Genomic DNA, 24,588 nt, shown 5'->3' on the forward strand with positions numbered 1-24,588 from the left:
TAGGAGTACACATGACCCTGTCCTTTGATTATCGTGCGGTAGCAAAGCAAGTTTTAGCCACGGAAATACGCGGTCTTGAGCAGTTATCGCAATATTTTGATGAGCAATTTGAGCAAGCGTGCGAATTAATCCTGAATAACGCTGGAAAAGTGGTTGTTATGGGGATGGGGAAATCAGGCCATATCGGGAAAAAGATCGCCGCCTCGTTAGCCAGCACTGGCACTTCCTCGTTCTTTGTCCATCCAGGGGAAGCTTCGCACGGTGACTTAGGAATGATCGAACGTGGGGACATCGTCCTTGCCATTTCCAACTCCGGTGAATCCTCAGAAATTCTCGCGCTCTTTCCGGTGTTAAAGCGATTGGGTATCCGCATCATCAGCATGACTGGCAAACCCAGCTCAACCATGGCAAAACTGGCCGATTACCATTTACAGATCACCGTTCCTGAAGAAGCGTGCCCGCTGGGTTTGGCTCCAACCACCAGCACAACGGCTACCTTAGTGATGGGCGATGCCATTGCGGTGGCTCTGCTGCAAGCTCGCGGCTTTACCGCTGAGGATTTCGCACTGTCCCATCCTGGTGGCGCGCTGGGAAGAAAGCTATTATTGAAACTCAACGACATCATGCATACGGGCGAACAGTTACCACGCGTCTCTCCGAATGCTTTAGTGCGTGATGCGTTATTGGAGATCTCCCAAAAAGGCCTTGGCATGACGGCCATTGTGGATCACGACAATCTGTTGCTCGGCATTTTTACTGACGGAGACTTACGTCGTATCTTAGATAAGCGTGTCGACATCCACAGCGCACAGATCGGCGAAGTGATGACCAAACACCCAACGGTTGCCAATCCAAGCATGCTCGCGGTTGAAGGGCTCAATCTCATGCAACAAAAGAAAATTAACGGTTTAATGTTGTGCCAAGATGGTAAACTGGTTGGCGCATTAAATATGCACGATTTATTGAAAGCGGGAGTCATGTAGTGACGAAATTCGTTGAAACTTTATACGGTCCAGTAGAGCAAGCGATCGTCGATATTGCCCGCGATATTAAACTTCTCATTTGTGATGTGGATGGGGTATTTTCTGACGGTCTGATTTATATGGGCAATCAGGGAGAAGAGTTGAAAACCTTCCACACCCGAGACGGTTATGGCGTCAAAGCACTCATGAATGCGGGCATTGAAATTGCGATTATTACAGGTCGTCAGTCACAGATCGTCGAAAACCGAATGAAGGCATTAGGTATTTCACTCATTTATCAAGGTCAGGATGATAAAGTCCGCGCCTACTACGATATTTGTGACAAACTCTCCATCCTCCCAGAACAAACCGGGTATATTGGAGACGATTTAATCGACTGGCCTGTGATGGAAAAAGTCGCACTACAAGTTTGTGTTGCAGATGGTCATCCATTACTGGCACAACGCGCCAACTATGTTACCCGCATTAAGGGGGGGCATGGCGCAGTGCGTGAAGTTTGCGATCTCATTTTACAGGCACGTGGAGAATTAGACGCTCACAAAGGTCTGAGTATATGAGTTTTTCTCGGCTGATTTATTTACTGCTGTTTTTCGTTGTGAGTTGGTCTTGCTACTACTTGTATGGCCAACGTGAAGCTCAATCGGTACAAGTGGCACCCAATTTAGAGCTACCGATGTTTAGTGGCGAATCACTCAATAACATCAGCTATAACTCTGATGGCATACGAAGCCATCAGATCTCTTCGTCACATTTGGATCACTATGCCAAAAGTGGCGATACCGTTTTTGAAAATCCGAGTTTAGTCATCTACCGCGATGGCGACACGATCGAATGGAAAATCACAGCTCGACGCGCCGTGCTGGATGAAGAACAAGTTTTGACCCTCTCCGACCACGTGAGAATGCAAAACTTGTTGCCAGGTGCCAGCTTCGAAATGCTGTCTACGGACAAACTGGAAATCGATCTGTCGAATCGAGATTTTCATGCTGACCAGCAGGTTTTATTGATTGGTCCACAATTTGAAACCACCGGAGAAGCGATGAAGGGTAACCTGAAAACCAACACAGCGACTCTGTATAATCATGTACAAGGTAGATATGAAACCCTTACACCTTAGTCTTTTTGCTCTTATGCTGGCCACCAGCAACGCCTATGCGTTGAAATCTGACACTCAGCAGCCTGTTTATATTGATTCCGATTCACAGCAATTAGATATGCGTAGTAATCAAGTCATCTTTGATGGCGACGTTTCTCTCAAACAGGGCAGCATCAATATCAATGCCGATAAAATCGTCGTCACACGCGATCCTGAGAGCAATACGATTAAAAAGATCGAAGCCTTTGGCCAGCCTGCGACCTTTTCACAATTGATGGATGACGGCAAAACGCTCAGCGGCAGCGCTAAACAGCTCGATTACAGCATCGATAACGATCAGTTGACGATGAAAGGTCAAGCGGAGCTTGCGCAAGACAACAACGTCATCAAAGGTTCGTCAATTGTCTACCAAATTGCTTTACAAAAACTGATGGCTGATAGCTCTAAAAATGAGCGTGTCACCACCGTTTTACAGCCAAGTCAGGTGAATAACTAATGGCGGTATTGAGCGCAAAACACTTAGCGAAAAGCTATAAAAAACGCAAAGTCGTTACAGACGTTAGCTTGCAGGTTGAATCAGGCCAAATCGTGGGATTACTGGGCCCCAACGGCGCAGGCAAAACCACCTCGTTTTACATGATTGTAGGACTGGTGCCTCGCGATGAAGGCTCCATTAAGATTGATGATCGTGACATCAGTATTCTTCCGATGCATAGCCGCTCTAAATTGGGCATTGGTTATTTGCCGCAAGAAGCGTCGATTTTCCGTAAGCTCTCTGTTGAAGACAACATCATGGCGGTTTTGCAAACTCGCAACGAGCTCACGCGCGAAGAACGTCAGGACAAACTGGAAGACCTATTAGAAGAGTTCCACATTCAGCACATTCGTCACAGCGCGGGCATGGCATTATCCGGTGGTGAACGACGCCGAGTGGAAATTGCCCGAGCGTTAGCGGCCAACCCACAGTTCATTCTATTGGATGAACCTTTTGCCGGCGTTGACCCTATTTCGGTCATTGATATCAAAAAAATTATCGAACATCTGCGCGATCGAGGCTTAGGTGTCCTGATTACCGACCACAACGTACGTGAAACCTTAGACGTCTGTGAAAAAGCCTACATCGTTAGCCAAGGTCGTTTGATTGCGGAAGGAACACCTGAACAAGTTCTCAACAATGAACAGGTAAAACAAGTTTATCTCGGCGAACAATTCCGACTATGATTAAATGAAGAACAACAGAACCAATTACGAGAATAAAAGGTAAGTACTACTGAATGAAACCTTCATTACAACTCAAGCTAGGTCAACAGTTAGCCATGACGCCTCAGCTCCAGCAGGCCATACGTTTGCTGCAGCTGTCCACCTTGGATTTACAACAAGAAATCCAAGAAGCGCTGGAATCAAATCCCTTATTGGAAGTGGAAGAGCATCAAGAAGAAGCGCAACTGAATGGCGAAGAGAAAGCGATCAATGAAGGTTCCGATTCTGATGATTTTTCTGTTGAGATCGACATTCCCGACAGCTCTGATGTGATTGAAAAATCCGAGATCAGTAGCGAACTGGAAATCGACACCACCTGGGATGACGTTTACAGTGCCAACTCTGGCAATACGGGCATCGCACTCGACGATGACATGCCGGTCTATCAAGGTGAAACGACGGAAACACTGCACGACTACTTACAGTGGCAACTGGATTTAACCCCGTTTAGCGATACTGACCGCATGATCGCCTTTGCCATCATTGATGCCGTCGACGACACTGGCTACCTCACTATCAGCCCTGAAGAGATCTTAGAAAGCCTGAACAGCGTCGATATCGAACTCGACGAAGTGGAAGCCGTACGCAAACGCATCCAACAGTTCGATCCCCTTGGTGTCGCGTCGCAAAACCTACAAGAATGCTTGCTGCTACAACTGGCCACATTTCCTATCGAGACCCCTTGGCTAGCCGAAGCCAAAATGGTCCTGAGCCATCACATTGATGCGCTAGGCAATCGCGATTACAAGCTGATCGTCAAAGAAGCGAAGCTTAAAGAAGAAGACCTACGTGAAACGCTCAAACTGATCCAGCAACTTGATCCAAGGCCTGGCAGTAAGATCAATGCCATCGAGCCTGAGTACGTGATTCCAGATGTCTCCGTATTTAAAGAGCATGGCAAATGGAGTGTCGCGATCAATCCAGACAGCATTCCAAAATTAAAAGTAAATCAACAGTATGCGCAACTAGGCAAAGGCAGCAGCGCCGATAGCCAGTACATTCGCAGCAATTTGCAAGAGGCGAAATGGTTAATTAAGAGCCTTGAGAGCAGAAACGAGACGCTGCTCAAAGTTGCACGTTGCATAGTTGAACATCAACATGATTTCTTCGAGTATGGGGAAGAAGCAATGAAACCTATGGTGCTAAATGATGTGGCAACCGCGGTTGAGATGCATGAATCCACCATCTCACGCGTGACAACCCAGAAGTTTATGCACACGCCTAGAGGTATCTTTGAATTGAAATATTTCTTCTCTAGCCATGTTAGTACGGATAGTGGAGGAGAATGTTCATCGACAGCAATTCGCGCACTCATTAAGAAGTTAGTCACTGCCGAAAACAGTGCGAAACCACTGAGTGATAGCAAAATTGCTGCCTTACTGGCAGACCAAGGAATCCAGGTCGCACGGCGAACGATAGCTAAGTACCGCGAGTCCTTAGGCATTGCCCCATCTAGTCAGCGAAAACGCCTACTTTAGGCCTCAACTGAAAAGGAAAGTCTATGCAAATCAATATTCAAGGCCATCATGTTGATCTTACCGATTCAATGCAGGACTATGTTCACACCAAGTTTGACAAACTTGAACGATTTTTTGATCACATCAATAGCATACAAGTTGTACTTAAAGTTGAAAAAATTCACCAGATCGCGGAAGCTACGCTCCACGTCAATCAAGGTGAAATTCACGCCTCCTCTGACGATGAGAACATGTACGCCGCGATTGATTCGCTGGTGGATAAACTGGTTCGCCAGTTGAACAAACACAAAGAAAAACTACACAGTCATTAACCATGCAACTTAGCACAATACTTTCTCTGGACTGCACCAAAAGTGCAGTCCAGTGTTCTAGCAAAAAACGCGCACTAGAAATCATCAGTAACTTGGTCGCAGAGCACACAGGCCAAGATTCCACCGAACTCTTTGAATGTATGCTTAGCCGCGAGAAAATGGGCAGTACCGGTATCGGCAATGGTATTGCGATTCCACACGCGCGCATGACCGCCGCAGACAAAGCTGTCGCCGTTCTTTTGCAATGTGAAGAACCGATCGATTTTGATTCGATTGATAACCGTCCTGTGGATCTCCTTTTTGCTTTATTGGTCCCAGAAGAGCAGTGTAAAGAGCACCTAAAAACGCTTTCGTCGATGGCAGAGCGCCTCAGCGACAAGCAAGTTCTGAAGTTGCTGCGCGCAGCGCAAAGCGATCAAGAACTGTACGACATCATGACCAATCAGTAACGGAAACCAACCATGCGTCTTATTGTAGTGAGTGGGCACTCCGGTGCAGGGAAAAGTGTCGCGCTACGTGTGTTAGAAGATATGGGTTACTACTGCGTAGATAATCTCCCGGTTAACCTGCTGGAATCTTTCATACAATCAGTTTCGGAAAGTAAACAGAATGTCGCGGTCAGTATTGACGTTCGCAACATTCCGAAGAAACTGAAAGAGCTGACAACAACGCTACAAAAGCTGAAATCCAGCATTGACCTTTCGATTCTCTTTTTAGATGCGGATAAAGCTACCCTTCTCAAACGCTACAGTGAGACTCGCCGTGTTCACCCTCTTTCTCTAAGTGATGAGTGCCATACCCTAGATCAAGCGATCGACCTTGAGAAAAAAATGCTCAAGCCATTGAAAGAGATCGCCGATATCTTACTCAACAGCAGCAACCAATCACTGCACGATCTCAGTGAAGACGTACGCTACCGAATTGAAGGAAAAGAGCGTAATAAGCTCATCATGGTGTTCGAGTCTTTTGGCTTCAAATTTGGTTTACCAACAGACGCTGACTACGTGTTTGACGTCCGCTTTCTGCCCAACCCTCATTGGGAACCTGCGTTGCGTCCGATGACGGGGTTGGATGCGCCCATCAAAACCTTCTTAGAAAGCCATGATGAAGTGTTAGAACTCAAAAGGCAGATTCAAACGTTTATAGAGCATTGGTTGCCTTTGCTGGAAAAAAACAATCGCAGCTATTTAACCGTGGCGATTGGCTGTACGGGAGGGAAACATCGCTCCGTCTACTTAACTCAGCAAATCGGCGAATATTTCGCAGCGATGGGGCACACCGTTAAGATCCGCCACACCACTTTGGAAAAACGCAACAAGGAATAGCCGTGGAACTCAGCCGCAAAGTACTCATACAGAATCGACTTGGCTTGCACGCTCGTGCTGCCGTCAAATTGGTAGAACTGGCACAAAGCTTTGCCGCCGAAGTCACCATCGACAACGAAGAAGACAAAACCGCCGCGGCTGACAGCGTGATGGGGCTACTCATGCTTGAGTCTGCACAAGGGCAATATGTGACCATTCATGCCAGCGGAGAACAGGCAGAACAAGCCCTGGACGCCATTTGTCATCTTATCGAAGATAAGTTTGAAGAAGGCGAATAGCCTTCTTCACTTTCACACTCTGCACACTTTCCCCGTCACGAATCATCACAACTGCTATTCTTTTCATAGCCAAGGTTACTCAGTAAACCAATTGTTTCTTTGGAAGAAATACTGACAGAGTTTTGTCGAGCGAGCATGCTTTCTCGGGTTACTTGTGTGGCGAATTAAGTTATTATTCAACACATTGTAAATATCTAGGAATCAGGGGGTCACCGTGGCAGAGCAAATTGAATTCGACCAAGCTCACCAAGCCCTCCAGGAAGTTTCTGAAGCGCTCGAAAATGGCCGCTTCGTTCACGTCCGCCGTCAGCTTCAGGACATGGAGCCTGAAGATATTGCCCATCTACTTGAAGCATCCCCGCGTAAAAGCCGCGAAGTCTTATGGCAACTTACCGACCCTGAGGATTATGGTGAAATCCTTGACGAGCTGAGTGAAGACGTCAAAGACAGCCTTGTCTCAAAAATGGCCCCCGAGGATCTCGCCGAAGCGACCGAAGGGATGGATACCGATGACGTTGCTTACGTTCTACGTAGCCTACCAGATAACGTTTCTCGTGAAGTACTGGCGCAAATGGACGCGGCGGATCGTCTGCGCGTGGAAACCGCGCTGTCCTATTCTGAGGACACGGCCGGTGGCTTGATGAACACCGACGTGATCACCATTCGTGGTGATGTTGATGTCGATGTAGTCCTGCGTTACTTACGTATGAAAGGCGAGCTGCCGGAAAACACCGATGCACTTTACGTGATTGACGAAGAGAGCCGTTTAATTGGCGAGCTGCCTATCTCTATCCTCATCACCACCCAACCTGATGTCAAAGTCAGCGAAGTGATGGAAGATGTGGATGACGCCATTGCGGTCACCACCAGTGACTCAGATGTGGCTAGCCTGTTTGAACGTCGAAACTGGATCTCCGCCCCCGTCATTGATGAAAACCAACATCTGGTTGGTCGTATCACCATCGATGACGTCGTCGACGTTATTCGTGAAGATGCCGAACACTCCATGATGAGTATGGCGGGTTTGAATGACGACGAAGATACCTTTGCTCCCGTGGTTAAATCGGCGCGTAAACGCAGTATTTGGCTCGGGGCGAATGTGCTTGCCGCCTTAGCAGCCGCATCGGTTTCCAACATGTTTGAAGCAACCCTTGATCAGATGGCAGCCATTGCGGTATTGATGACCATTGTTCCCTCCATGGGCGGCGTGGCAGGCAACCAAACGGTCGCACTGGTGATCCGTGGTTTGGCTCTGGGCCATATCGGTGATGCCAACAAACGCGAACTGTTGATGAAAGAAGCGGCGATCGGTTTTCTCAACGGCGTATTATGGGCGTTAATCATCGGTGGTATCGTGGTGGCTTGGAAAGGTAACTGGCTACTCGGCGGCATCATTTCCGCCGCAATGATGACCAACTTAATTGTCGCGGGCATCGCCGGGGTAACCATCCCTATCCTGCTCAAGAAGATGAATATTGACCCTGCCTTGGCGGGCGGTATGGCGCTGACCACCGTCACTGATGTGATTGGTTTATCGGTGTTTTTAGGCCTTGCCACCATTTTGATTTAACGACCTGACGCTATCAAAATGAAAGCAGAATAGAAACGAAACAAAAAAGGTTGCTTACTGAGCAACCTTTTTTCATCTCTTAACGAATGCCGCAATCGCGGTTATTCTCCCGCAATCTTCATCGATGGCAACAAAATAGAACCGGTTTGAATTTGTGAGCGCGTCTCTACATCGCTACCAACGGCAACGATTTGCTGGAACATCTCTTTCAAATTACCCGCAATGGTGATTTCTGACACTGGGAATTGCAACTCGCCATTTTCCACCCAGAAACCCGCCGCGCCACGCGAATAATCGCCGGTCACCACATTCACACCTTGACCCATCACTTCGGTCACAAGTAAACCCGTACCCAGCTCTTTGAGCATCTGTTGGAAATCTTGCCCTGTCGATTGCACAAACCAGTTGTGGATACCACCAGCATGCCCCGTTGGCGCCATATTCATTTTACGCGCAGCGTAACTGGTGAGCAGATAAGTGGCGAGCACACCATCGGTGATGATTTCACGATCTTGCGTGTAAACCCCTTCGCTGTCGAATGGGCTTGATGCCAAACCACGCAGAATATGCGGGCGCTCAGAGATATTGAACCACTCTGGCAGCACTTGTTTGCCCAAATGATCAAGCAAGAAAGACGATTTGCGATACAAGTTACCGCCACTGATCGCCATCACTAAATGACCGATAAGCCCGGTTGCCACATCCGCGGCAAACATCACCGGGTATTTGCCCGTTTTTAGCTTGCGGGCATCTAAACGTTCAATGGTTTTTTGCGCCGCTTCGCGACCGACTTGTTCAGGACGCCACATGTCATCACGATGACGGGCGACAGTGTAGCTGTAGTCACGCTCCATTTCGCCATTTTTGCCTTCACCAATCACACAACAACTGATGCTATGGCGACTCGAGGCATAACTTGCCAATAAGCCGTGACTGTTGCCGTAGACGCGAACGCCGTAATGGCTGTCGTAACTCGCGCCATCACTCTGCTTAATTTTATCGCTGTAGTTAAGCGCATGCTCTTCAGCAGCAATGGCCATTTTCGCCGCATAATCGGGATCGGGCGTATCTGGATGGAAGAGATCCAAATCCGGAATCTCTTTCACCATCAACTCAGCTGGAGCAGGCCCAGCACAGGGATCTTCTGACGTGTATTGCGCAATATCCAAGGCCGCCAAGACAGTCTGTTCAATCGCTTTTTCACTGAGATCCGATGTCGACGCGCTGCCTTTACGCTGACCACGATAAACCGTAATGCCTAAAGCGCCATCACTGTTAAACTCGACGTTTTCTACTTCACACATGCGAGTCGAAACACTTAAGCCCGTGGTTTTGTTGATCGCAACTTCAGCACCATCGCTATGTTGCGCTGCCAGCGCGAGCGCTTTGGCAACCGCGGCTTCGAGCTCAACTCTTTGCTGAGCAACTTGCTGTTTTACATCCATATCTCAATCATCTTTGATTTGTAATGGCATAAGAATAACAAGAATTTCGCTTTCTCCCCACGATTCTTGTTAAAATAGGGCTAATCTTATTTTGAGAAAGTGATATAGGCAGAAAAGATGGCCCGTAAAAACCAAAAAGCGCCATGGGAACCTGAAGAAGAGTACATCCTAGTCAGCAAGTCTGAAATGAAGCGTGATATGGACGCGCTACAGAAGTTGGGTGAAGAGCTAGTGGAACTCAAACCTTCGGTATTGGCTAAGTTCCCAATCAGCGAAGAGTTACTTGATGCAATCAAAGATGCGCAGCGTTTCAAAAACGAAGCCCGTCGTCGCCAGTTGCAATACATTGGTAAAGTGATGCGCCAAGAAGATCCAGAGCCAATTCAAGCGGCGCTGGACAAAATCCGTAACAAGCACTCGCAAAACACCGCCGTGCTACACAAGCTAGAAACGCTGCGTGAACGTATTGTTGAGCAAGGTGACAGTGCAATTGATGATGTGGTTGCCCTTTACCCTGATGCGGATCGTCAACGCCTACGCCAGCTAGCACGTATGGCGACGAAAGAGAAGCAAGCGAATAAGCCGCCAAAGGCCTACCGTGAAATCTTCCAAATCTTAAAACAGCTTAATGATGATGCGGTTTCAGACTCGATCGAAAACGAGCTAAAACAGTAATAGCAACGCTGTAAAACATAAAAAACAAAGGTTGGCTCACTGCCAACCTTTTTTATCTCTGCACCACAACAGATCGTTGCCGCCTTTTATCTATCATACTGCAGCTTGGAAAAACTCTACCAACTCTGGATGGCTATGCTTTTCATTGAGGCTCGCAATAGGCCCATGCGCGGCAATGGTGCCCTTGTCTATGTAGGCAAAGTGGCTAGCAATGGCACGTGCATCACTTAAATGATGCGTCACCATCAAGACCGTAATGGCGCGCTCTTGCGCCAGCTGTTTGACGAGCGAGAGCATTTCGTCACGCAAGACTGGATCGAGCGCGGAAAACGGCTCATCCAGTAACCAAATTGGGTTGGGCTGGACAAAACAACGCGCAAGGGCCACTCGCTGTCGCTGACCACCAGAGAGCTGTTCAGGCAGCCGATCTAAATAGGCTTCAATGCCAACCTGCTTTGCCGCTTGCTCCACTTGCTTTTGTTGCTGCGACGTCAGTTTCAAACCGGGATGCAATCCCAACGCAATGTTGTCGCGCACCGTGAGATGAGCAAACAAATTGTGTTCTTGAAACAACATCGAGAAAGGACGCTGCGCTGGAGAAAGCGTATTGAGCAAACGCCCATCCAATGCCATTTGGCCCGACTGAGGCGCAATGAACCCCGCCAGCAGCGCCAGCAAGGTGGACTTTCCTGCCCCACTTGGCCCCATCAACGCCACAATACTGCCTGCTTCTACCTCTAAATCAAAAGCAAACAGATCTTGATGATAATAATAATGCACCTGTTGCAGCGTTAGCATGGCGCCTTCTCCTGATGTTGATTCGATTTGCTGCTGAGTAAGGACTCACTCAGGGCAAAACAGCCGACACTCAGCAGCAATAACGTGAGTGACACCACAGCTGCTGCCTCCATTTGATAACTGCCGAGTAACTGGTACAGATAGAGCGGTAGGGTACGAAAATCTTGACTACCAAATAAGGCAATCGCGCTCAAATCGCCAATGGAAAACATAAAACAGAGCGCAAACGCATTGGCGAAAGGTTTACGCAGTGCTCGCCACTCAACGATTTTAAAACGATTCCACCCGCTTAAGCCCAATGTAGCAGCCAAGTATTGATACTGCTGCTCGCAATGCAACATCGGCTGAGCGAGCGTTTTGATGGCGTACGGTAATGCCATCAAACTGTTGACGATGATGACGATCAACAGCGACAAACTGAACACATCTGCAAAACTGCGCAGCAATAAAAACAGCCCCGTACTCACCACCAAACCTGGCGTCACCAAGATGATGGTGCCCACCATCTCAATGCCGTCTGCAGGGTATCGCAGACCACGCAACCGCCATGCACGACTGGTGAGCAAAATAGCAATCGCCGCGCCCACGGCTAACGTGGCGGCGCCAAACGCTACACGTAACGAGGCCCCCAGAGCGGACCAAAATCGGCCATCACTGATCACGTCGGGGAGCTTGCTGTTTATCCCGCTGGCCACCACAAACAGTAGCGGCGGAACCACCAGCAGCGTCGCCAGTGCTATCCACGCATAATCCCACATAAAATGACGCTTAGAAGCTGGGGTTAACTGAACGAAGCGGGTATGGCTGCCAACCGAGACAGGCAGCGGTTTAGTCAATCGCTGCAGCGCCAACACCAGCAAGCTACACAATAGCATTTGCCAGATCGCCAGTAGCGCTCCAGCTTGTAAGTCAAAATCAAATTTTATCGCTTGGTAGATAGCCAGCTCGATGGTGGTCGATTTTGGGCCGCCACCGAGGGCCATGACCGTGGCAAAGCTGGTGAAGCAAAGCATGAACACCAAGCCACACACATGTGGCAGTTGCTGGCGCAATCGCGGCCATTCGACCCAACGAAACTTCTGCCAGCTGTTCATACCAAGATGAGCCGCCAATTTGTGCTGCTCTGCCGGAATCGACTCTAAGGTTTGCAGCAGCAATCGCGCTGCATACGGCAAATTGAAAAACACGTGCGCGAGCAAAATGCCGCTCAATCCGTAGATCGAAAAGGGCAATTTGGCGTCAAAGCTCGCCAATACACTTGCCAACCAACCACTGTTCCCATAAATGGCCAACAAGCCAAACACGCCTACCAATACTGGCAGCACTAAAGTTGACGCAAACAATTTGAGCAATAGCGAGCGGCCAACAAAAAGTCGCCGAGACAAGGCGTGTGCGACAGGAAGCGCCAAACCGACACTCAGCAGCATCGACAGCGTCGCTTGAAGAAAACTAAATTGCGTAACATGCCGGTAATAAGGATCTTGCCATACCGCCGTGAGATTCAGCGTCGGCGTCGCCAACAAGAGCGCCGAGAGAGCAGAAACAACAAAGGTCGCGATGATCATCGCGACCCCAATGCCCAATTTAGGAACCGAATTCAATGCGACGCCTTAAAACGTCAACGCGCTTTGCCATTCGCGAATCCAAGCTTTACGCTGCTTCGCTACCTCTTCCGCACTGAAACTCAACGCCTTCTCAGGCACGGTTAAACTGCGGTAGCCCTCTGGCAGCGTCACGTTGGTCACTGGGTACATCCAGTTGCCCGTAGGCATTGCGCTTTGGAACTCATCACTCAAAATGAAACTCATAAACTGATCAGCCAGCGCTGAGTTCTGGCTACTTTTCACTTTTGCGGCGACTTCCACTTGCATGTAGTGTCCTTCACTAAAACCCGCCGCGGCATATTGCGCATCATTTTCGGCAATCAGGTGGTACGCAGGTGAGGTGGTGTAAGAGAGCACCATGTCCGATTCGCCTTTGAGGAACATCGAGTACGCTTCCGACCAACCTTTCGTGACCGTCACGGTTTTCTTCGCCAGTTGCTGCCATGCTCCAGCCACGTCATCGCCATACACTGACTTTATCCACAGCATCAAACCTTGACCGGGTGTTGAAGTGCGAGGGTCTTGGTAGATGACTTTCAGATCGTCGCGTGATTCCACCAGCTCTTTTAAGCTCTTGGGTGGATTCGCCAGTTTGCCTTTGTTGTAAACAAACGCAAAGTAACCGTAGTCATAAGGAATAAACGTGTCGTCAGCCCAACCATTTGGCAATGACAGCGCTTGGGTGTTCACTTGATGTGGCGCCAGCAAACCTGTGGCTTTAGCTTCTGCCATCAAATTGTTATCCAAACCTAAAACAATATCCGCTTTGGTATTGCTGCCTTCTAAACGTAAGCGGTTGAGAATTGACACCCCATCGTCCAGCGCGACAAAATTCACATCGCAGCCGCACTGAGCTTCAAATGCTTTTTCGACTGTCGGGCCAGGGCCCCAATCGGAAGCAAAAGAATCGTAGGTATAAATGGTTAAGGTTTTGTCCGCCGCAAGTGCAGAAGAAGAGATGCCCATCATTGACGTGATTGACGCTAGGGCTATCAGGTTTAGAGTGTGTTTCACTGCTCGCTCTCCATTTGGCATGAGTTGAGCGGCACAGGCTTGAGGTAGGTGTTAATCGTCCTTGCTAATTAATCCCGACTCAATTCCTACGCCAGCATTATCTGGTTCAGGTTTACGGGTCCTAGGCCTTTGCCTAGTCTCAGCCACTGCGATGCAATAAAACACCACAGTTAAGCGCCCCGATGAGTGGTTCGGATTGTAATCGGAATGATCTCTCTTGGCTATACAGAGTCACCGTCATTGCGATGATCGTATCCCCAACGTGGCACCAAAACCTGTTCAATGCCGAGATGATCTAAGATACGCGCGACCATAAAATCAATCAGATCGTCTATCGACTGCGGTTGATGATAGAAACCGGGCGCGGCGGGCATGATGGTGACCCCGAGCTGAGAAAGCTTGTGCATGTTTTCAAGATGCAAGGTCGAAAAGGGCGTTTCACGCACCACTAAAATCAATTGGCCACGCTCTTTCATTACCACATCCGCAGCACGCTCAATTAAATTATCCGACATACCATGAGCAATCGCCGCCACACTCCCTGCCGAGCAAGGGCAAACCACCATCTGCTTAGGGGCAGCCGAGCCAGAAGCCACTGGCGAAAACCAATCGTCTTTACCACACACCACCAGCTTGTCGGCAGGACAACCCAGATGCTTCACTAGCGCTTGCTGCGCTGCGTCAGGATTGGCTGGAAGCTTGAGACCATGCTCGGTTGCCAATACCACTCTTGCCGCAGAAGAGATCAGCAGGTAGACGCGGTAGTCTGCCGCCAGTAATTGCTGTAATAAACGTAACCCATAAGGCGCGCCAGAGGCGCCCGTAAAGGCTAACGTGATCGATTTTTCTTGGTTTGTCATGCTCATCTAATGTGTGTCTTTTCTAGCGCGTTGAACTCTCTAAAGCGGTCAGTAATTTGCCGTGAATGCCTTCAAAACCGCCATTGCTCATGACCAAAATTTGCGTTCCCGCCTCGGCGCGCTGCGCAATGCTCGCCACAAATTGGTCAATATTATCACTGGTGAATGCCGGTTGCTGACATTGCGCCGCAACGTCCTGCACCGACCAAGCAATTGACTCTGGTTGGTAAAGGAACACTTCATCTGCCTGCTTGAGTGAAGCCGCCAAGGTCTCTTTGTGCACGCCACGTTTCATAGTGGCTGAGCGTGGCTCCAGTACCGCGATGATTTTCTTATCACCCACCTTATTACGTAAACCTGCGAGAGTCAGTTCAATCGCAGTTGGGTGATGGGCAAAATCGTCATACACCGCCACGCCATTGATTTCCCCTTTCAGCTCTAGGCGACGCCTGGTATTAATAAAGCGCCCTAGTGCCTCACAAGCCAGATCTGGCGTCACACCCACATGGCGCGCTGCTGCGATCGCCATCAACGCATTATCGACATTATGATCACCGACTAAGTCCCATTGCACCGTGCCTACTTGCTCACCCTGTAGCCACACTTCAAAGTGTGAACCATCTTTGCTGAGTTTGACCGCTTGCCACTCGCCGTCCTGACCAGAAAACTCCTGGTCACTCCAGCAGCCACGTGACAACACATCCGCTAATGCGCCGTCTTGCTTGGGCGCTAAAATACGGCCATTACCGGGAACAGTACGCACTAAGTGGTGGAATTGTCGCTTGATCGCTTCAAGATCATCAAAGATGTCAGCATGATCAAACTCTAGGTTATTCATGATCAAGGTGCGAGGATGGTAATGCACAAACTTAGATCGCTTGTCGAAAAAAGCACTGTCATATTCGTCGGCTTCGACGACAAAAAACATGCTTTCGCCTAAACGCGCGGAGACACCGAAGTTACCAAGCACGCCACCAACAAGAAATCCCGGCTGGTAACCACAATCTTCCAAAATCCACGCCAGCATGCTCGAGGTAGTGGTTTTACCGTGTGTGCCCGATACCGCCAATACCCAGCGGTCATGCAACAAAAACTCCTGCAGCCACTGCGGCCCAGAGGTGTAACGCAGGTTGTGATTCAACACATATTCAACACAAGGGTTACCCCGGCTCATGGCATTACCAATCACCACCAAGTCTGGCGCAGGATTGAGTTGCGAAGGGTCAAAGCCTTCAATAATTTCAATACCTTGAGACTCGAGCAAGGTGCTCATTGGTGGGTAAACATTGGCGTCAGAGCCAGTCACTTTGTGGCCCAACTGTCGCGCTAAAATCGCAGCACCACCCATGAAAGTGCCACAAATTCCCAAGATATGAATATGCATAAATTGAATCCTGCCATCAGACTGTTTTTTCTCGTTCTCATTATCATGATAACCGTTAGAAAAGCGAGCAGCATTGTTGGCCTTGTGCCACATGCCGCTCAGTTTTTACCGTTGGGTTGAAGCAAATGCTGTTTTTTCAGTCACTTTTTATCGAACTCTTCCGTGTAATCAACCGGTTTCATTCGACATACAAATTGAGATCTGCGTCGGTTACTTCATTACCATTAATAAGATCTAAACCTTACACTTATTGGGAGCGCAAACGATAACCTTCGTCACATCCATCAAGAGATGCCGCTCACACTCCCCCAACATTATTCAGCGAAGTTTAAGGAAATAACATGTCTGGAATGCGCACCCTTGGCGAGTTCATTGTTGAGAAACAAGCGGACTTCCCCCACGCTAGCGGTGATCTCTCTTCTCTTTTGTCGTCGATTCGCTTGGCGGCCAAAATCGTTAACCGTGAAATCAACAAAGCGGGTCTCGTTGATATCACAGGCGCGGCAGGAGTAGAGAATATACAAGGCGAAGTTCAACAAAAGTTGGACGTGTATGCGAATGAAAAATTCAAATCGGCACTCGAAGCACGCGACCAAGTGTGTGGCGTAGCGAGTGAAGAAGAAGATGAAGCGGTTGCTTTTAACAAAGAGCTAAACAAAAACGCCAAATACGTGGTGTTGATGGACCCTCTTGATGGGTCATCGAACATCGATGTTAACGTTTCTGTTGGCACCATTTTCTCTATCTACCGTCGAGTTTCTCCTATTGGCACTCCCCCGACTCAAGAAGACTTCTTGCAGCCAGGACACAAACAAGTGGCCGCGGGTTACATCATTTACGGCTCTTCCACCATGCTGGTGTACACCACAGGCAATGGCGTGAATGGTTTCACCTACGATCCATCACTCGGCACCTTCTGTCTGTCGCACGAAAACATGATGATCCCACAAAATGGCAACATCTATTCGATCAACGAAGGCAACTATATTCGCTTCCCTATGGGCGTGAAAAAATACATTAAGTATTGTCAGGAAAATGTGCCTGAAGATGGCCGTCCTTACACCTCTCGCTACATCGGCTCGCTCGTGGCGGATTTCCATCGCAACCTGCTTAAGGGCGGTATTTATCTTTACCCAAGCACACAAAGCCACCCACAAGGCAAACTGCGCTTGTTGTACGAGTGCAACCCAATGGCGTTCTTGATTGAGCAAGCCGGTGGTTTGGCTTCTGACGGGGTGAACCGCATTCTTGATTTAAAACCGACAGAATTGCATCAACGCGTGCCTTTCTTTGTTGGCTCCACCAACATGGTGAAGAAAGTCGAAGAGTTCCTCGAAGTCTATCGTGACGAAGCCTAAAGAATGAAACAAAGCGCCTGCAACAGCAGGCGCTTTTTGTTAGCCACTTTGGAAAGCCCAACGCACTCGGTTTACAGCTCAGCCTGTTTGCGGCTAAATTATCACCGTTCAGCCCAAAACAAAGAAAAGGAAATCACTCATGAGTTTAAATAATGTCCCAGCGGGCAAATCACTGCCTGATGATCTGTATGTCGTCATCGAGATCCCAGCCAACGCGGATCCGATCAAATACGAAGTGGACAAAGAGTCTGGCGCGGTGTTCGTTGATCGCTTTATGTCAGCGCCGATGTTCTACCCATGCAACTACGGCTACGTTAACCATACCCTTTCACTGGATGGCGACCCTGTCGATGTATTGGTCCCAACCCCTTACCCTTTAATGCCTGGTTCAGTGATCCGTTGCCGCCCGGTCGGTGTGCTTAAAATGACCGATGAATCCGGCGAAGATGCCAAAGTCGTCGCAGTACCACATTCTAAGTTGTCCAAAGAGTACGATCACATCCAAGACGTTAACGATCTACCTGAGTTGCTCAAAGCGCAAATCACCCATTTCTTTGAACGCTATAAAGAGCTTGAATCAGGTAAGTGGGTCAAAGTGGATGGCTGGGAAGACGTGGAAGCGGCGCGTAAAGAGATCTTAGATTCTTACCAACGTGCACAGAACAAATAATCCTTGCCCATTGAAAGACAAAAGAGCTGTGTGAACACAGCTCTTTTTGATCCTGACAAGCACTTCGGTTCTTAGCATCTCTTTCGCCTTTACAAACCACCAGCGGTCGACATCTGTCCGGAGATATAATCCTGTTTGAAGAACGGGTCAACATCATCACAAATGCCATAGTAAGGCTTGCCAATCACCCCCAACATATAGGCATTCTGTTGGCAGTACTGCTGCTTACCCTCTTGGTAGCCCGCTTGGTATGAGGCCAGCAAATTGGCCGAGAGGTTTCGCGGTTCCGCCAATTTGAGTAAACGTGCTTCGCTTAAAGCTATCTTACCTTCTAAAGCGCTTTCAACGCCAAAGGTGTGCCAATCTAAAGCTTGCTCCGATTGCGGTAACGGAGTCTGCACGCAGCCAACCAGCAACAGCAGCGGGAACGTCAATACGAGAGCTTTCATGCTCGGTCTCCTTTGTTGAGATAGGTCCTCAAGGCTCTATCGTTTCCTCACCCACAACAACAGAACCTATCACAGTATACGACCTTCGAGACTCAATCGCTCAAATGCGTTGGCACCAATCTCCTGAGGCAATTTCCTCCACCAACTTACTGCTGTCTTGATAGAGATAAATCCACGCTTGACCAAATGGGGTCGCGATGGTTTCACGGCGGTATTCCACTGGCACATCTTCCAACTTATCCAGCGCTTGCAGTGTTGCGTCGTCAATCAGATACACTTCCCCACTGACGGCGCGATTGCCTTCGCCAACCGCTGGGTAATCACCGAGATCGTACAGGCGATATTCTTGCCCACTCTGGCAACCCCCCAGAAACTCACTGTGTTGCAAATAGTGGTGATTGGATTCACCTTTTCTCAACGTGCCATAGACAAACACTAAATGTTGCATAACCACTCCTTGTCGCCAACTGACCATTTCGCCTAAGTGCAGTGAATAGCATGTGGCGAGATTTTAATCAAACTCAAACTGATAAAGCAGATCAACGGCGCTTTCAACCCCTGAAACCCCTTCTAGATAGAGATCTTTCATCAGACGATAGCGCACGGTGAACTCACCAAGCGGTTTGAAAATACCCACCCCATACTTCACTTGCAGCCCTGGCATTATGTAGCCACTGACCGTGACTTGTGAATCTTCCCCGGAACCTGCGGTATCCAACTGCAGATCTTGCACGCCAAACGCCTGACCAATTTCACCGACGACTTTGCCGCTTTTGGCCAGACTCAATCCGATTAAAGCCGTGGTCATGGCGTTGCCGCCTCCCGATTCACCATCAATGTCTTGCCCGCGCAATAAGTAAGAAAGCGCATTGGCCTGCGGCATGGCAGGTTCGGAGAAAATCGTAATACTTGGCTCGGTGGCAGGGCCAGTCACTTTCACCCCCGCGATGACATCATCTTGGGTATTTTCTGGGTTGCGAATTGCTTTGATCGCCACATATGGCTGATCGGCAGGCCCGTTCATCAACACTTTGCCTTCTTTGATCAAGAGGTCTTGACCAAAGGATCGATAGGTCCCGTCAACGATGTTGACTTCACCAAGGATAAACGGCCCTTTGTCTTTCTGCGTGACATTCAACTGGCCTTTTAAGCCCCCTTCAAGGCCAAATGCCGCCAGTTTGAAATCGTCACCAATCGAAATGTTAATGTCGGTTTCAACGTTAAATGGCATCGAGGAAGACTTATCGATTGGCTCAAGTTGGTCGTTGAGCAGCACCTGATCTTTCGACACACTCACCGCGCTTGGTGGCAGTTCTTCGACAACAATACGCCCCCAAGGCAGAGCCAAACTGCCCGTCACTTTGGCCAGTGTCGGATTAACTTCAATCGTCATATCCGGCACCAACTTAATTTTCACCATCGGCGGCATGTCGACTTTGAGGGAATCGGCAAAAACCCGCACCTTACTGTGCCAGTTATCCAATTGCTGCCAATTCGCCTCACCACTGACGTTGAGCTCTCCATCAGGGGTCACAATGTTGGCCGCCAAATCGGCGTCATAACCGCGAAAATCGATCGCCAGTTTGCCCTGTTTCACGTCGATTGGGCTGATATCACCGTTCACTTGGATATCGTCTACTAAGAACTGGCCCTTGACTTGAGGGTGATAAGCCGAACCCGACACCGACAGATCGGTTGAAATCAGCGCTTTCAGCGCGCTGTATTCCCCAACCAAAGGCGCCAAGAAATCCAAATTGAACTGGCTCAGTGCCAACTTGGCCTTCAGTTGTGGATCGCTGGCTTGCACATCGGCCACTTGCAGTTGCCCCGTTAAATCACCATTGTCACTCACATTGATCTGCCAATCCGCGTTCAATTGGTCTTGATGCAGTTGCGCATTGAGATTGATGTCGTCCCAACCGAGCGTTACGACTTGTTCAATTTTCTGTTGCACCTGACCTGTGGGTAAATGCAGCGACACTTTGGCCTGTGGCGAACTCTCTGGTGCCCATTTTGCCCACACTGTTGCATCGACACTGCCATCGAGCTTCGTTTCCGGCGGTAAAAACATCGCAATCTGAGCGAAATCGAATTGGTTTAATGCCAGCTCGGCTTCGCCTTTTTCACCGACGCGAATGTCTTTCGTTAGGCAAAGCGTTGAACCTTGTTGCTGCCAGCAATGTGCTGCGACATCGACCTGTTGCTGATCAATATTGGCTTTAATCGCCGTCGCTTGTTGTAAGGTCCACGTCCCTTGCTGAGTGGTGGCAAACATGCGCTCCAACTCCCCAGACCAAACCATCTGTGGTTTTTGCTGTAAGCCACCATGGATAGCCAAGCTGGTGGAGACCAGATCCGAAGAGACGTCCAAACTCAGTTGATGCTGTTTTTCGCCGCCACTGACCGAGAGCAAAATCGAGTCAATCAACTGCTCTTGATAACGCAGTGCCGCCACCTTCAATGTGACATCCGCTTGTGGCTCCGGCAAAGGCGTGACTCTGCCTGTGAGCGACAACTGTTCGATGCTCGCTTGCTGCTGCCATTGGATGTTCTGTGCTTGCAGTGCCAGTTGAATGTCTGGCTCTTTCAACGCACCGCGCAAATCAACTTCACCAGCCACCGAACCAGACAGATCCGGCACGCTCTTCGCCAAATCGGTGAAATGGATGTCGACATCCATCTGCCACTCTTTTTTCAACTGACCTTTGGCGGTTAAGCCATTCGGACCGTGAGACAAGGTTAAGCGCTCAGTATCAAGGTAGACTTCCCCGTTACCCTCTTCGTCGGAAGCGTGTAGCGAACCTTCAATGTTAAGTGGATAGCCACGCAGCAAACCATCAATATCCAGTTCTGGCAGCGCCACTTTCCAACCGCCTTTCTCAGTCAACGAGCCAGTGGTTGCAAGTTTGCCACTGATGTTGCCTTCCGCTTCAGGCCATTGCAGACCAGGCTGAATATTTTGCAGCTGCAAGCTCGCCTGCCAATTGACCAACGATTGCCAGTTGGCCATCACTTGGCCTTTAAGCTCTCCCCCCAGTGTCTCGACATTGAGCTTATCGAGATCAATGTGTTGCAGATCACCGCTGCCATGTACATCAAGCGTAATCGCAGGGATCTCTTTACCCTCCAACTGAGATTGCAGCGCCAACTGGTAGCCCTCAAGAGAGCCTTGGGTCATCAGGTTGGTTGCCTTGATCTGATAGTCACTCTCACCACTCAGTGGCCATTGAGTCTGTAGATCTGAGAGTTTGACATCAAAAGGCAAGCTCACTAATAGTGGCTCAAGTGTGGCAGACAGCTGTGCGGAAACGGGCCCAGATAAGGTACTCTGCAACTGCAAATGCGCCACGCTTTGCGAGGCATTCAGCGTAATATTCTGTCCTTTCAGGTCGGTTTCTTTCAGTTTCGCTTTGAGATCCAATGAAAGTGGGTACTCACCTTTCAATTCAACCTGCGCATTCGCTTGGGCCGACACTTGCGGCATGTCGAGCTCCAACGTCTCCACGTCAACACGGTTTTTGCCCGCCTTCGCTTCTAAGGCTAAATGATTGACTATCAATGGCGTTTCTTGATGCAAGGTAAAACGGTTGACATCAAAACGCTGCAACACAATTTGTAGCGGGATCCATACTTCTGGCAGTTCAATATCTTGTCGTGGCGCGTCATTTGGCGCCGCCGATTGAGCTTGCGGCTCGCTGGGTGCCAGCGTGACATCAATGTCGCTAAAGCGAGTTGGCGCGATGACCAGACGATCCCCTTGCATGGAGAGGGCGCTACTCAATTCTCCCCAAGAGATTTGGTTGCCCAGCACATCCAGTTGAATGTTGGTCAATGCCAATCGATGCAAAAAGACGGGCACGGGTGTGCTGATACTTTTCAGCGGTTCGCTGGGTTCTTCGACGCTCTCTGAGCTGGGAGGTAACTGTGGCAGAGAGAGCGCCAAGCCATCAATACTGATTTCATTGATGCAAACTTTGGGCTCCAACAAACACTGAAAATTCATCGCTAAAGTCAGTTCATCCACAGACGAAGCGATGTTGAGTTCGGCATCATTAAAGGTGACTTTTCTCAGCGTGAACTTGGGAAACAGCGCGCCTTGTACTTGGCCAACTTGCAACTGCGGCACTACTTTTTCCGCGACCCAAATGGCCGAAGTTAGGCCGGGATGCGTAAAGAGCAGCAGAGCAATCAAGGTCAGCAGCAAAACCAGCAGCGCCATTACGCCCGCAGAAATCCACTTGCTCCATTTAAACACCACTTTGATCATAACTCAGGCCCCAAAGTGAAGTGCAAACGGAACTCATCCCCCGGCTTGGCGTCCAGCCCCCATGCGAAGTCGATGCGAATTGGGCCAACTGGCGAAGCCCAGCGAATGCCAAGCCCCGTCCCTGTTTTCCAATCAGGCGCATCATTAAAGGCATCACCATAATCAACAAAGGCAGCCGCCCACCAGTTACCATATAAGCGATACTGGTACTCTAGCGTACTGGTCGCAATGTACTGCGCCCCGGTTAAGGCACCACTGCTGTCTTTGGGTGAAATGGATTCGTAACCATAACCACGTAGGTTATTGTCACCACCGGCGAAGAAACGCAGCGAGGGCGAGAGCTTTTCAAATTCCTCGGTGAGATTGGCCCCCGCTTCAAGCCGTGCAAGACCACGATGATTCTCACCTAGGCTGCGAATCCAGGTGGTTCGGCCTTGCACGCGCAGCACTCGCGTTTCAGACAACAAATTGTCGTCACCATACTCAAAGGTAATACTCTGTTTGTCACCCCAGCTCGGCATGCTGCCACCACGCACGCGACTGCGAGAAAAAGAGACGCCGGGCAAAACAAACTGTGCGACGTCGTCTTGCAAACCTTGTTCATAGTTTTCAATCAAATAACGAACAAACACCGTTCTGTGCCAACGGTTGTCTAGCAACCAATGACGCTCAACGGCTAAGTTCGATTCCAAGCTTTTGGTGTCTCGGCTGTCGACGTGTTTCATCGCGTATTGAATGCGGTAGTAATCGTGCAACACATCTTCAAGCGGGATCTGATAACCCGCGGTCACGGTTTGTTCTGGTTTCGAGATCGACAAGCTGCTGTCAAAACTGTGGCCAAGTTCATTCACCCACGGTTTTTTCCATTTCAACGTACCGCGAAATTCAACGTCGGTGGCGTAACCAATACCCGTTTCAATCTGGTTTTTTGCTTGCGGAGCCAAGCTGACTTTCATCGGCAACTCGCGGGTATCATCAAGGGATGACAAATCAGGTTCGACGAATACCGATGAGAACCAATCGGTGTTAGAGAGGTTTTGATTGTACTCCCCCACTTTGGCGACCAAATAGGGATCACCGGCTTTAAACGGTTGCAAGGAGCGCACTCGGTTTTCTTCAATTTGACTGCCCGTAATGGTCGTTTGACCAAAGTGGTAACGCATCCCACTGTCGTAATGGAGGCGCACAAACGCTTGATTGAGATCGGCTGCGACCTCTAAACGCGTTTCGATAAAATCGCCTTTAAAATAGCCTTTTTGCAGTGCGAGGTTACGTATTGAGGATTTGAGCGTGTCGTAGTCGCCATGATTTAAAATCGCCCCCTGTTTAAGCGGCGATTTTTCTAACAGTTGCAGGAAATCTTTGTCATTCGAGGCTTCCCCCTCAATGCGCACATCAAAGGTCTCAACTCTCACCGGTTCGCCCAGGGTGATATGGGCCGTCAGTTCTTCCTGATCGTCGCTGATTTGATAGTCAATCTGGGCATGATAGTAACCCAATGCGTTCAACGCGCCATTAATGATGCCATCAAGACGAGATTGAAAACGCAACGAGGTGGAATAATCCTTTTCATCAATCGAGGTAAGGTGCGCCTCGATATTTTCCTCCACAGCACCGCTCACCCCTTCCAAAGAGAGAGAAACTTGAGGTGCCGCAACAAGATTGCTGGCAAAAAGCGAGCTGACTAATAGTGGTAATACTTTTTTTATCATGCTTTAGTACGTACAAAACAACGTCGGCTGACATCGAGGCTTTGCGGATAT

General features: G+C 49.2%; 24 protein-coding genes and 1 riboswitch. Of the genes, 14 read left to right on the top strand and 10 right to left on the bottom strand.

The window, feature by feature from the left end:
* The first annotated feature begins 11 nt into the window (after positions 1-11).
* The 11 genes from kdsD (at position 12) to mgtE (ending at position 8,301) form a co-directional block, all read left to right on the top strand.
* Complete coding sequence (gene kdsD, locus VV1_RS03335; RefSeq protein WP_011078765.1) at positions 12-983, top strand: arabinose-5-phosphate isomerase KdsD; 972 nt, start codon at positions 12-14, stop codon at positions 981-983.
* A complete protein-coding gene (gene kdsC, locus VV1_RS03340) occupies positions 983-1,540 on the top strand; it encodes a 3-deoxy-manno-octulosonate-8-phosphatase KdsC (RefSeq protein WP_011078766.1) in 558 nt (185 codons plus the stop codon). The genes kdsD and kdsC overlap by 1 nt, the downstream gene beginning before the upstream one ends.
* A complete protein-coding gene (gene lptC / locus VV1_RS03345; RefSeq protein WP_011078767.1) occupies positions 1,537-2,100 on the top strand; it encodes an LPS export ABC transporter periplasmic protein LptC in 564 nt (187 codons plus the stop codon). Before kdsC ends, lptC begins: the two co-directional genes overlap by 4 nt.
* The gene (lptA, locus tag VV1_RS03350; protein ID WP_011078768.1) at positions 2,081-2,575 is read left to right on the top strand and encodes a lipopolysaccharide transport periplasmic protein LptA; all 495 of its coding nucleotides are present in this window, start codon (positions 2,081-2,083) and stop codon (positions 2,573-2,575) included. The genes lptC and lptA overlap by 20 nt, the downstream gene beginning before the upstream one ends.
* The gene (gene lptB, locus VV1_RS03355) at positions 2,575-3,300 is read left to right on the top strand and encodes an LPS export ABC transporter ATP-binding protein (RefSeq protein ID WP_011078769.1); all 726 of its coding nucleotides are present in this window, start codon (positions 2,575-2,577) and stop codon (positions 3,298-3,300) included. Before lptA ends, lptB begins: the two co-directional genes overlap by 1 nt.
* 53 nt (positions 3,301-3,353) lie before the next feature.
* Positions 3,354-4,817: an RNA polymerase factor sigma-54 gene (locus VV1_RS03360; RefSeq protein ID WP_011078770.1), complete on the top strand. Its 1,464-nt coding sequence runs from the start codon at positions 3,354-3,356 to the stop codon at positions 4,815-4,817.
* Positions 4,818-4,840: 23 nt separating this feature from the next.
* Entirely contained in the window at positions 4,841-5,128 is a 288-nt protein-coding gene (gene hpf, locus VV1_RS03365; RefSeq protein ID WP_011078771.1) for a ribosome hibernation promoting factor, read from the top strand.
* A gap of 2 nt (positions 5,129-5,130) precedes the next feature.
* Positions 5,131-5,577, top strand: a complete 447-nt coding sequence (gene ptsN, locus VV1_RS03370; RefSeq protein ID WP_011078772.1) for a PTS IIA-like nitrogen regulatory protein PtsN — start codon at positions 5,131-5,133, stop codon at positions 5,575-5,577.
* A 12-nt stretch (positions 5,578-5,589) separates the two neighbouring features.
* A complete protein-coding gene (gene rapZ, locus VV1_RS03375) occupies positions 5,590-6,453 on the top strand; it encodes an RNase adapter RapZ (protein WP_011078773.1) in 864 nt (287 codons plus the stop codon).
* 2 nt (positions 6,454-6,455) lie between these two features.
* Positions 6,456-6,731 carry an HPr family phosphocarrier protein gene (locus VV1_RS03380; protein WP_011078774.1) on the top strand — a complete coding sequence of 92 codons (276 nt, stop codon included), beginning with the start codon at positions 6,456-6,458 and terminating at the stop codon, positions 6,729-6,731.
* Between the two features lie 214 nt (positions 6,732-6,945).
* Positions 6,946-8,301, top strand: coding sequence for a magnesium transporter (gene mgtE, locus VV1_RS03385; protein WP_011078775.1), 1,356 nt, complete (start codon positions 6,946-6,948; stop codon positions 8,299-8,301).
* Positions 8,302-8,402: 101 nt separating this feature from the next.
* On the opposite strand, the gene pmbA is transcribed toward mgtE, so the two are convergent.
* Positions 8,403-9,746, bottom strand: coding sequence for a metalloprotease PmbA (gene pmbA / locus VV1_RS03390; protein ID WP_011078776.1), 1,344 nt, complete (start codon positions 9,744-9,746; stop codon positions 8,403-8,405).
* Positions 9,747-9,863: 117 nt separating this feature from the next.
* On the opposite strand from pmbA, the gene yjgA reads away from it, so the two are divergent.
* Positions 9,864-10,421: a ribosome biogenesis factor YjgA gene (gene yjgA, locus VV1_RS03395; protein WP_011078777.1), complete on the top strand. Its 558-nt coding sequence runs from the start codon at positions 9,864-9,866 to the stop codon at positions 10,419-10,421.
* Positions 10,422-10,514: 93 nt separating this feature from the next.
* On the opposite strand, the gene thiQ is transcribed toward yjgA, so the two are convergent.
* The 5 genes from thiQ to mpl all read right to left on the bottom strand — a co-directional run bounded on the left by thiQ (position 10,515) and on the right by mpl (position 16,081).
* Positions 10,515-11,219 (bottom strand): thiamine ABC transporter ATP-binding protein, encoded by a 705-nt coding sequence (gene thiQ, locus VV1_RS03400; protein WP_011078778.1) that lies wholly within the window; start codon positions 11,217-11,219, stop codon positions 10,515-10,517.
* Entirely contained in the window at positions 11,213-12,820 is a 1,608-nt protein-coding gene (thiP, locus tag VV1_RS03405; RefSeq protein WP_011078779.1) for a thiamine/thiamine pyrophosphate ABC transporter permease ThiP, read from the bottom strand. The genes thiQ and thiP overlap by 7 nt, the downstream gene beginning before the upstream one ends.
* A 9-nt stretch (positions 12,821-12,829) precedes the next feature.
* A complete protein-coding gene (gene thiB / locus VV1_RS03410) occupies positions 12,830-13,837 on the bottom strand; it encodes a thiamine ABC transporter substrate binding subunit (protein WP_043920914.1) in 1,008 nt (335 codons plus the stop codon).
* A 66-nt stretch (positions 13,838-13,903) separates the two neighbouring features.
* Positions 13,904-14,029, bottom strand: a riboswitch (TPP riboswitch).
* Positions 14,030-14,058: 29 nt separating this feature from the next.
* A complete protein-coding gene (locus VV1_RS03415; RefSeq protein WP_011078781.1) occupies positions 14,059-14,703 on the bottom strand; it encodes a flavin prenyltransferase UbiX in 645 nt (214 codons plus the stop codon).
* Positions 14,704-14,719: 16 nt separating this feature from the next.
* Positions 14,720-16,081: a UDP-N-acetylmuramate:L-alanyl-gamma-D-glutamyl-meso-diaminopimelate ligase gene (mpl, locus tag VV1_RS03420; RefSeq protein ID WP_043921077.1), complete on the bottom strand. Its 1,362-nt coding sequence runs from the start codon at positions 16,079-16,081 to the stop codon at positions 14,720-14,722.
* 341 nt (positions 16,082-16,422) lie between these two features.
* Between mpl and fbp the strand changes: the two genes are divergently transcribed.
* Both fbp and ppa read left to right on the top strand, forming a co-directional pair.
* A complete protein-coding gene (fbp, locus tag VV1_RS03425; protein ID WP_011078783.1) occupies positions 16,423-17,439 on the top strand; it encodes a class 1 fructose-bisphosphatase in 1,017 nt (338 codons plus the stop codon).
* 139 nt (positions 17,440-17,578) lie between these two features.
* Positions 17,579-18,109, top strand: coding sequence for an inorganic diphosphatase (gene ppa, locus VV1_RS03430; RefSeq protein WP_011078784.1), 531 nt, complete (start codon positions 17,579-17,581; stop codon positions 18,107-18,109).
* A gap of 89 nt (positions 18,110-18,198) precedes the next feature.
* Here the strand turns inward: ppa and VV1_RS03435 are convergent, their stop codons facing one another.
* The 4 genes from VV1_RS03435 to tamA form a co-directional block, all read right to left on the bottom strand.
* A complete protein-coding gene (locus VV1_RS03435; protein WP_011078785.1) occupies positions 18,199-18,558 on the bottom strand; it encodes a DUF2799 domain-containing protein in 360 nt (119 codons plus the stop codon).
* Between the two features lie 100 nt (positions 18,559-18,658).
* Positions 18,659-19,006: a gamma-glutamylcyclotransferase family protein gene (locus tag VV1_RS03440; protein WP_043920915.1), complete on the bottom strand. Its 348-nt coding sequence runs from the start codon at positions 19,004-19,006 to the stop codon at positions 18,659-18,661.
* A 63-nt stretch (positions 19,007-19,069) separates the two neighbouring features.
* Entirely contained in the window at positions 19,070-22,825 is a 3,756-nt protein-coding gene (gene tamB, locus VV1_RS03445) for an autotransporter assembly complex protein TamB (RefSeq protein WP_011078787.1), read from the bottom strand.
* Positions 22,822-24,537, bottom strand: coding sequence for an autotransporter assembly complex protein TamA (gene tamA / locus VV1_RS03450; protein WP_011078788.1), 1,716 nt, complete (start codon positions 24,535-24,537; stop codon positions 22,822-22,824). Before tamA ends, tamB begins: the two co-directional genes overlap by 4 nt.
* Positions 24,538-24,588: the final 51 nt, after the last annotated feature.

The sequence above is a fragment of the Vibrio vulnificus CMCP6 genome, assembly GCF_000039765.1.
Classification (GTDB): Bacteria; Pseudomonadota; Gammaproteobacteria; order Enterobacterales; family Vibrionaceae; genus Vibrio; species Vibrio vulnificus_B.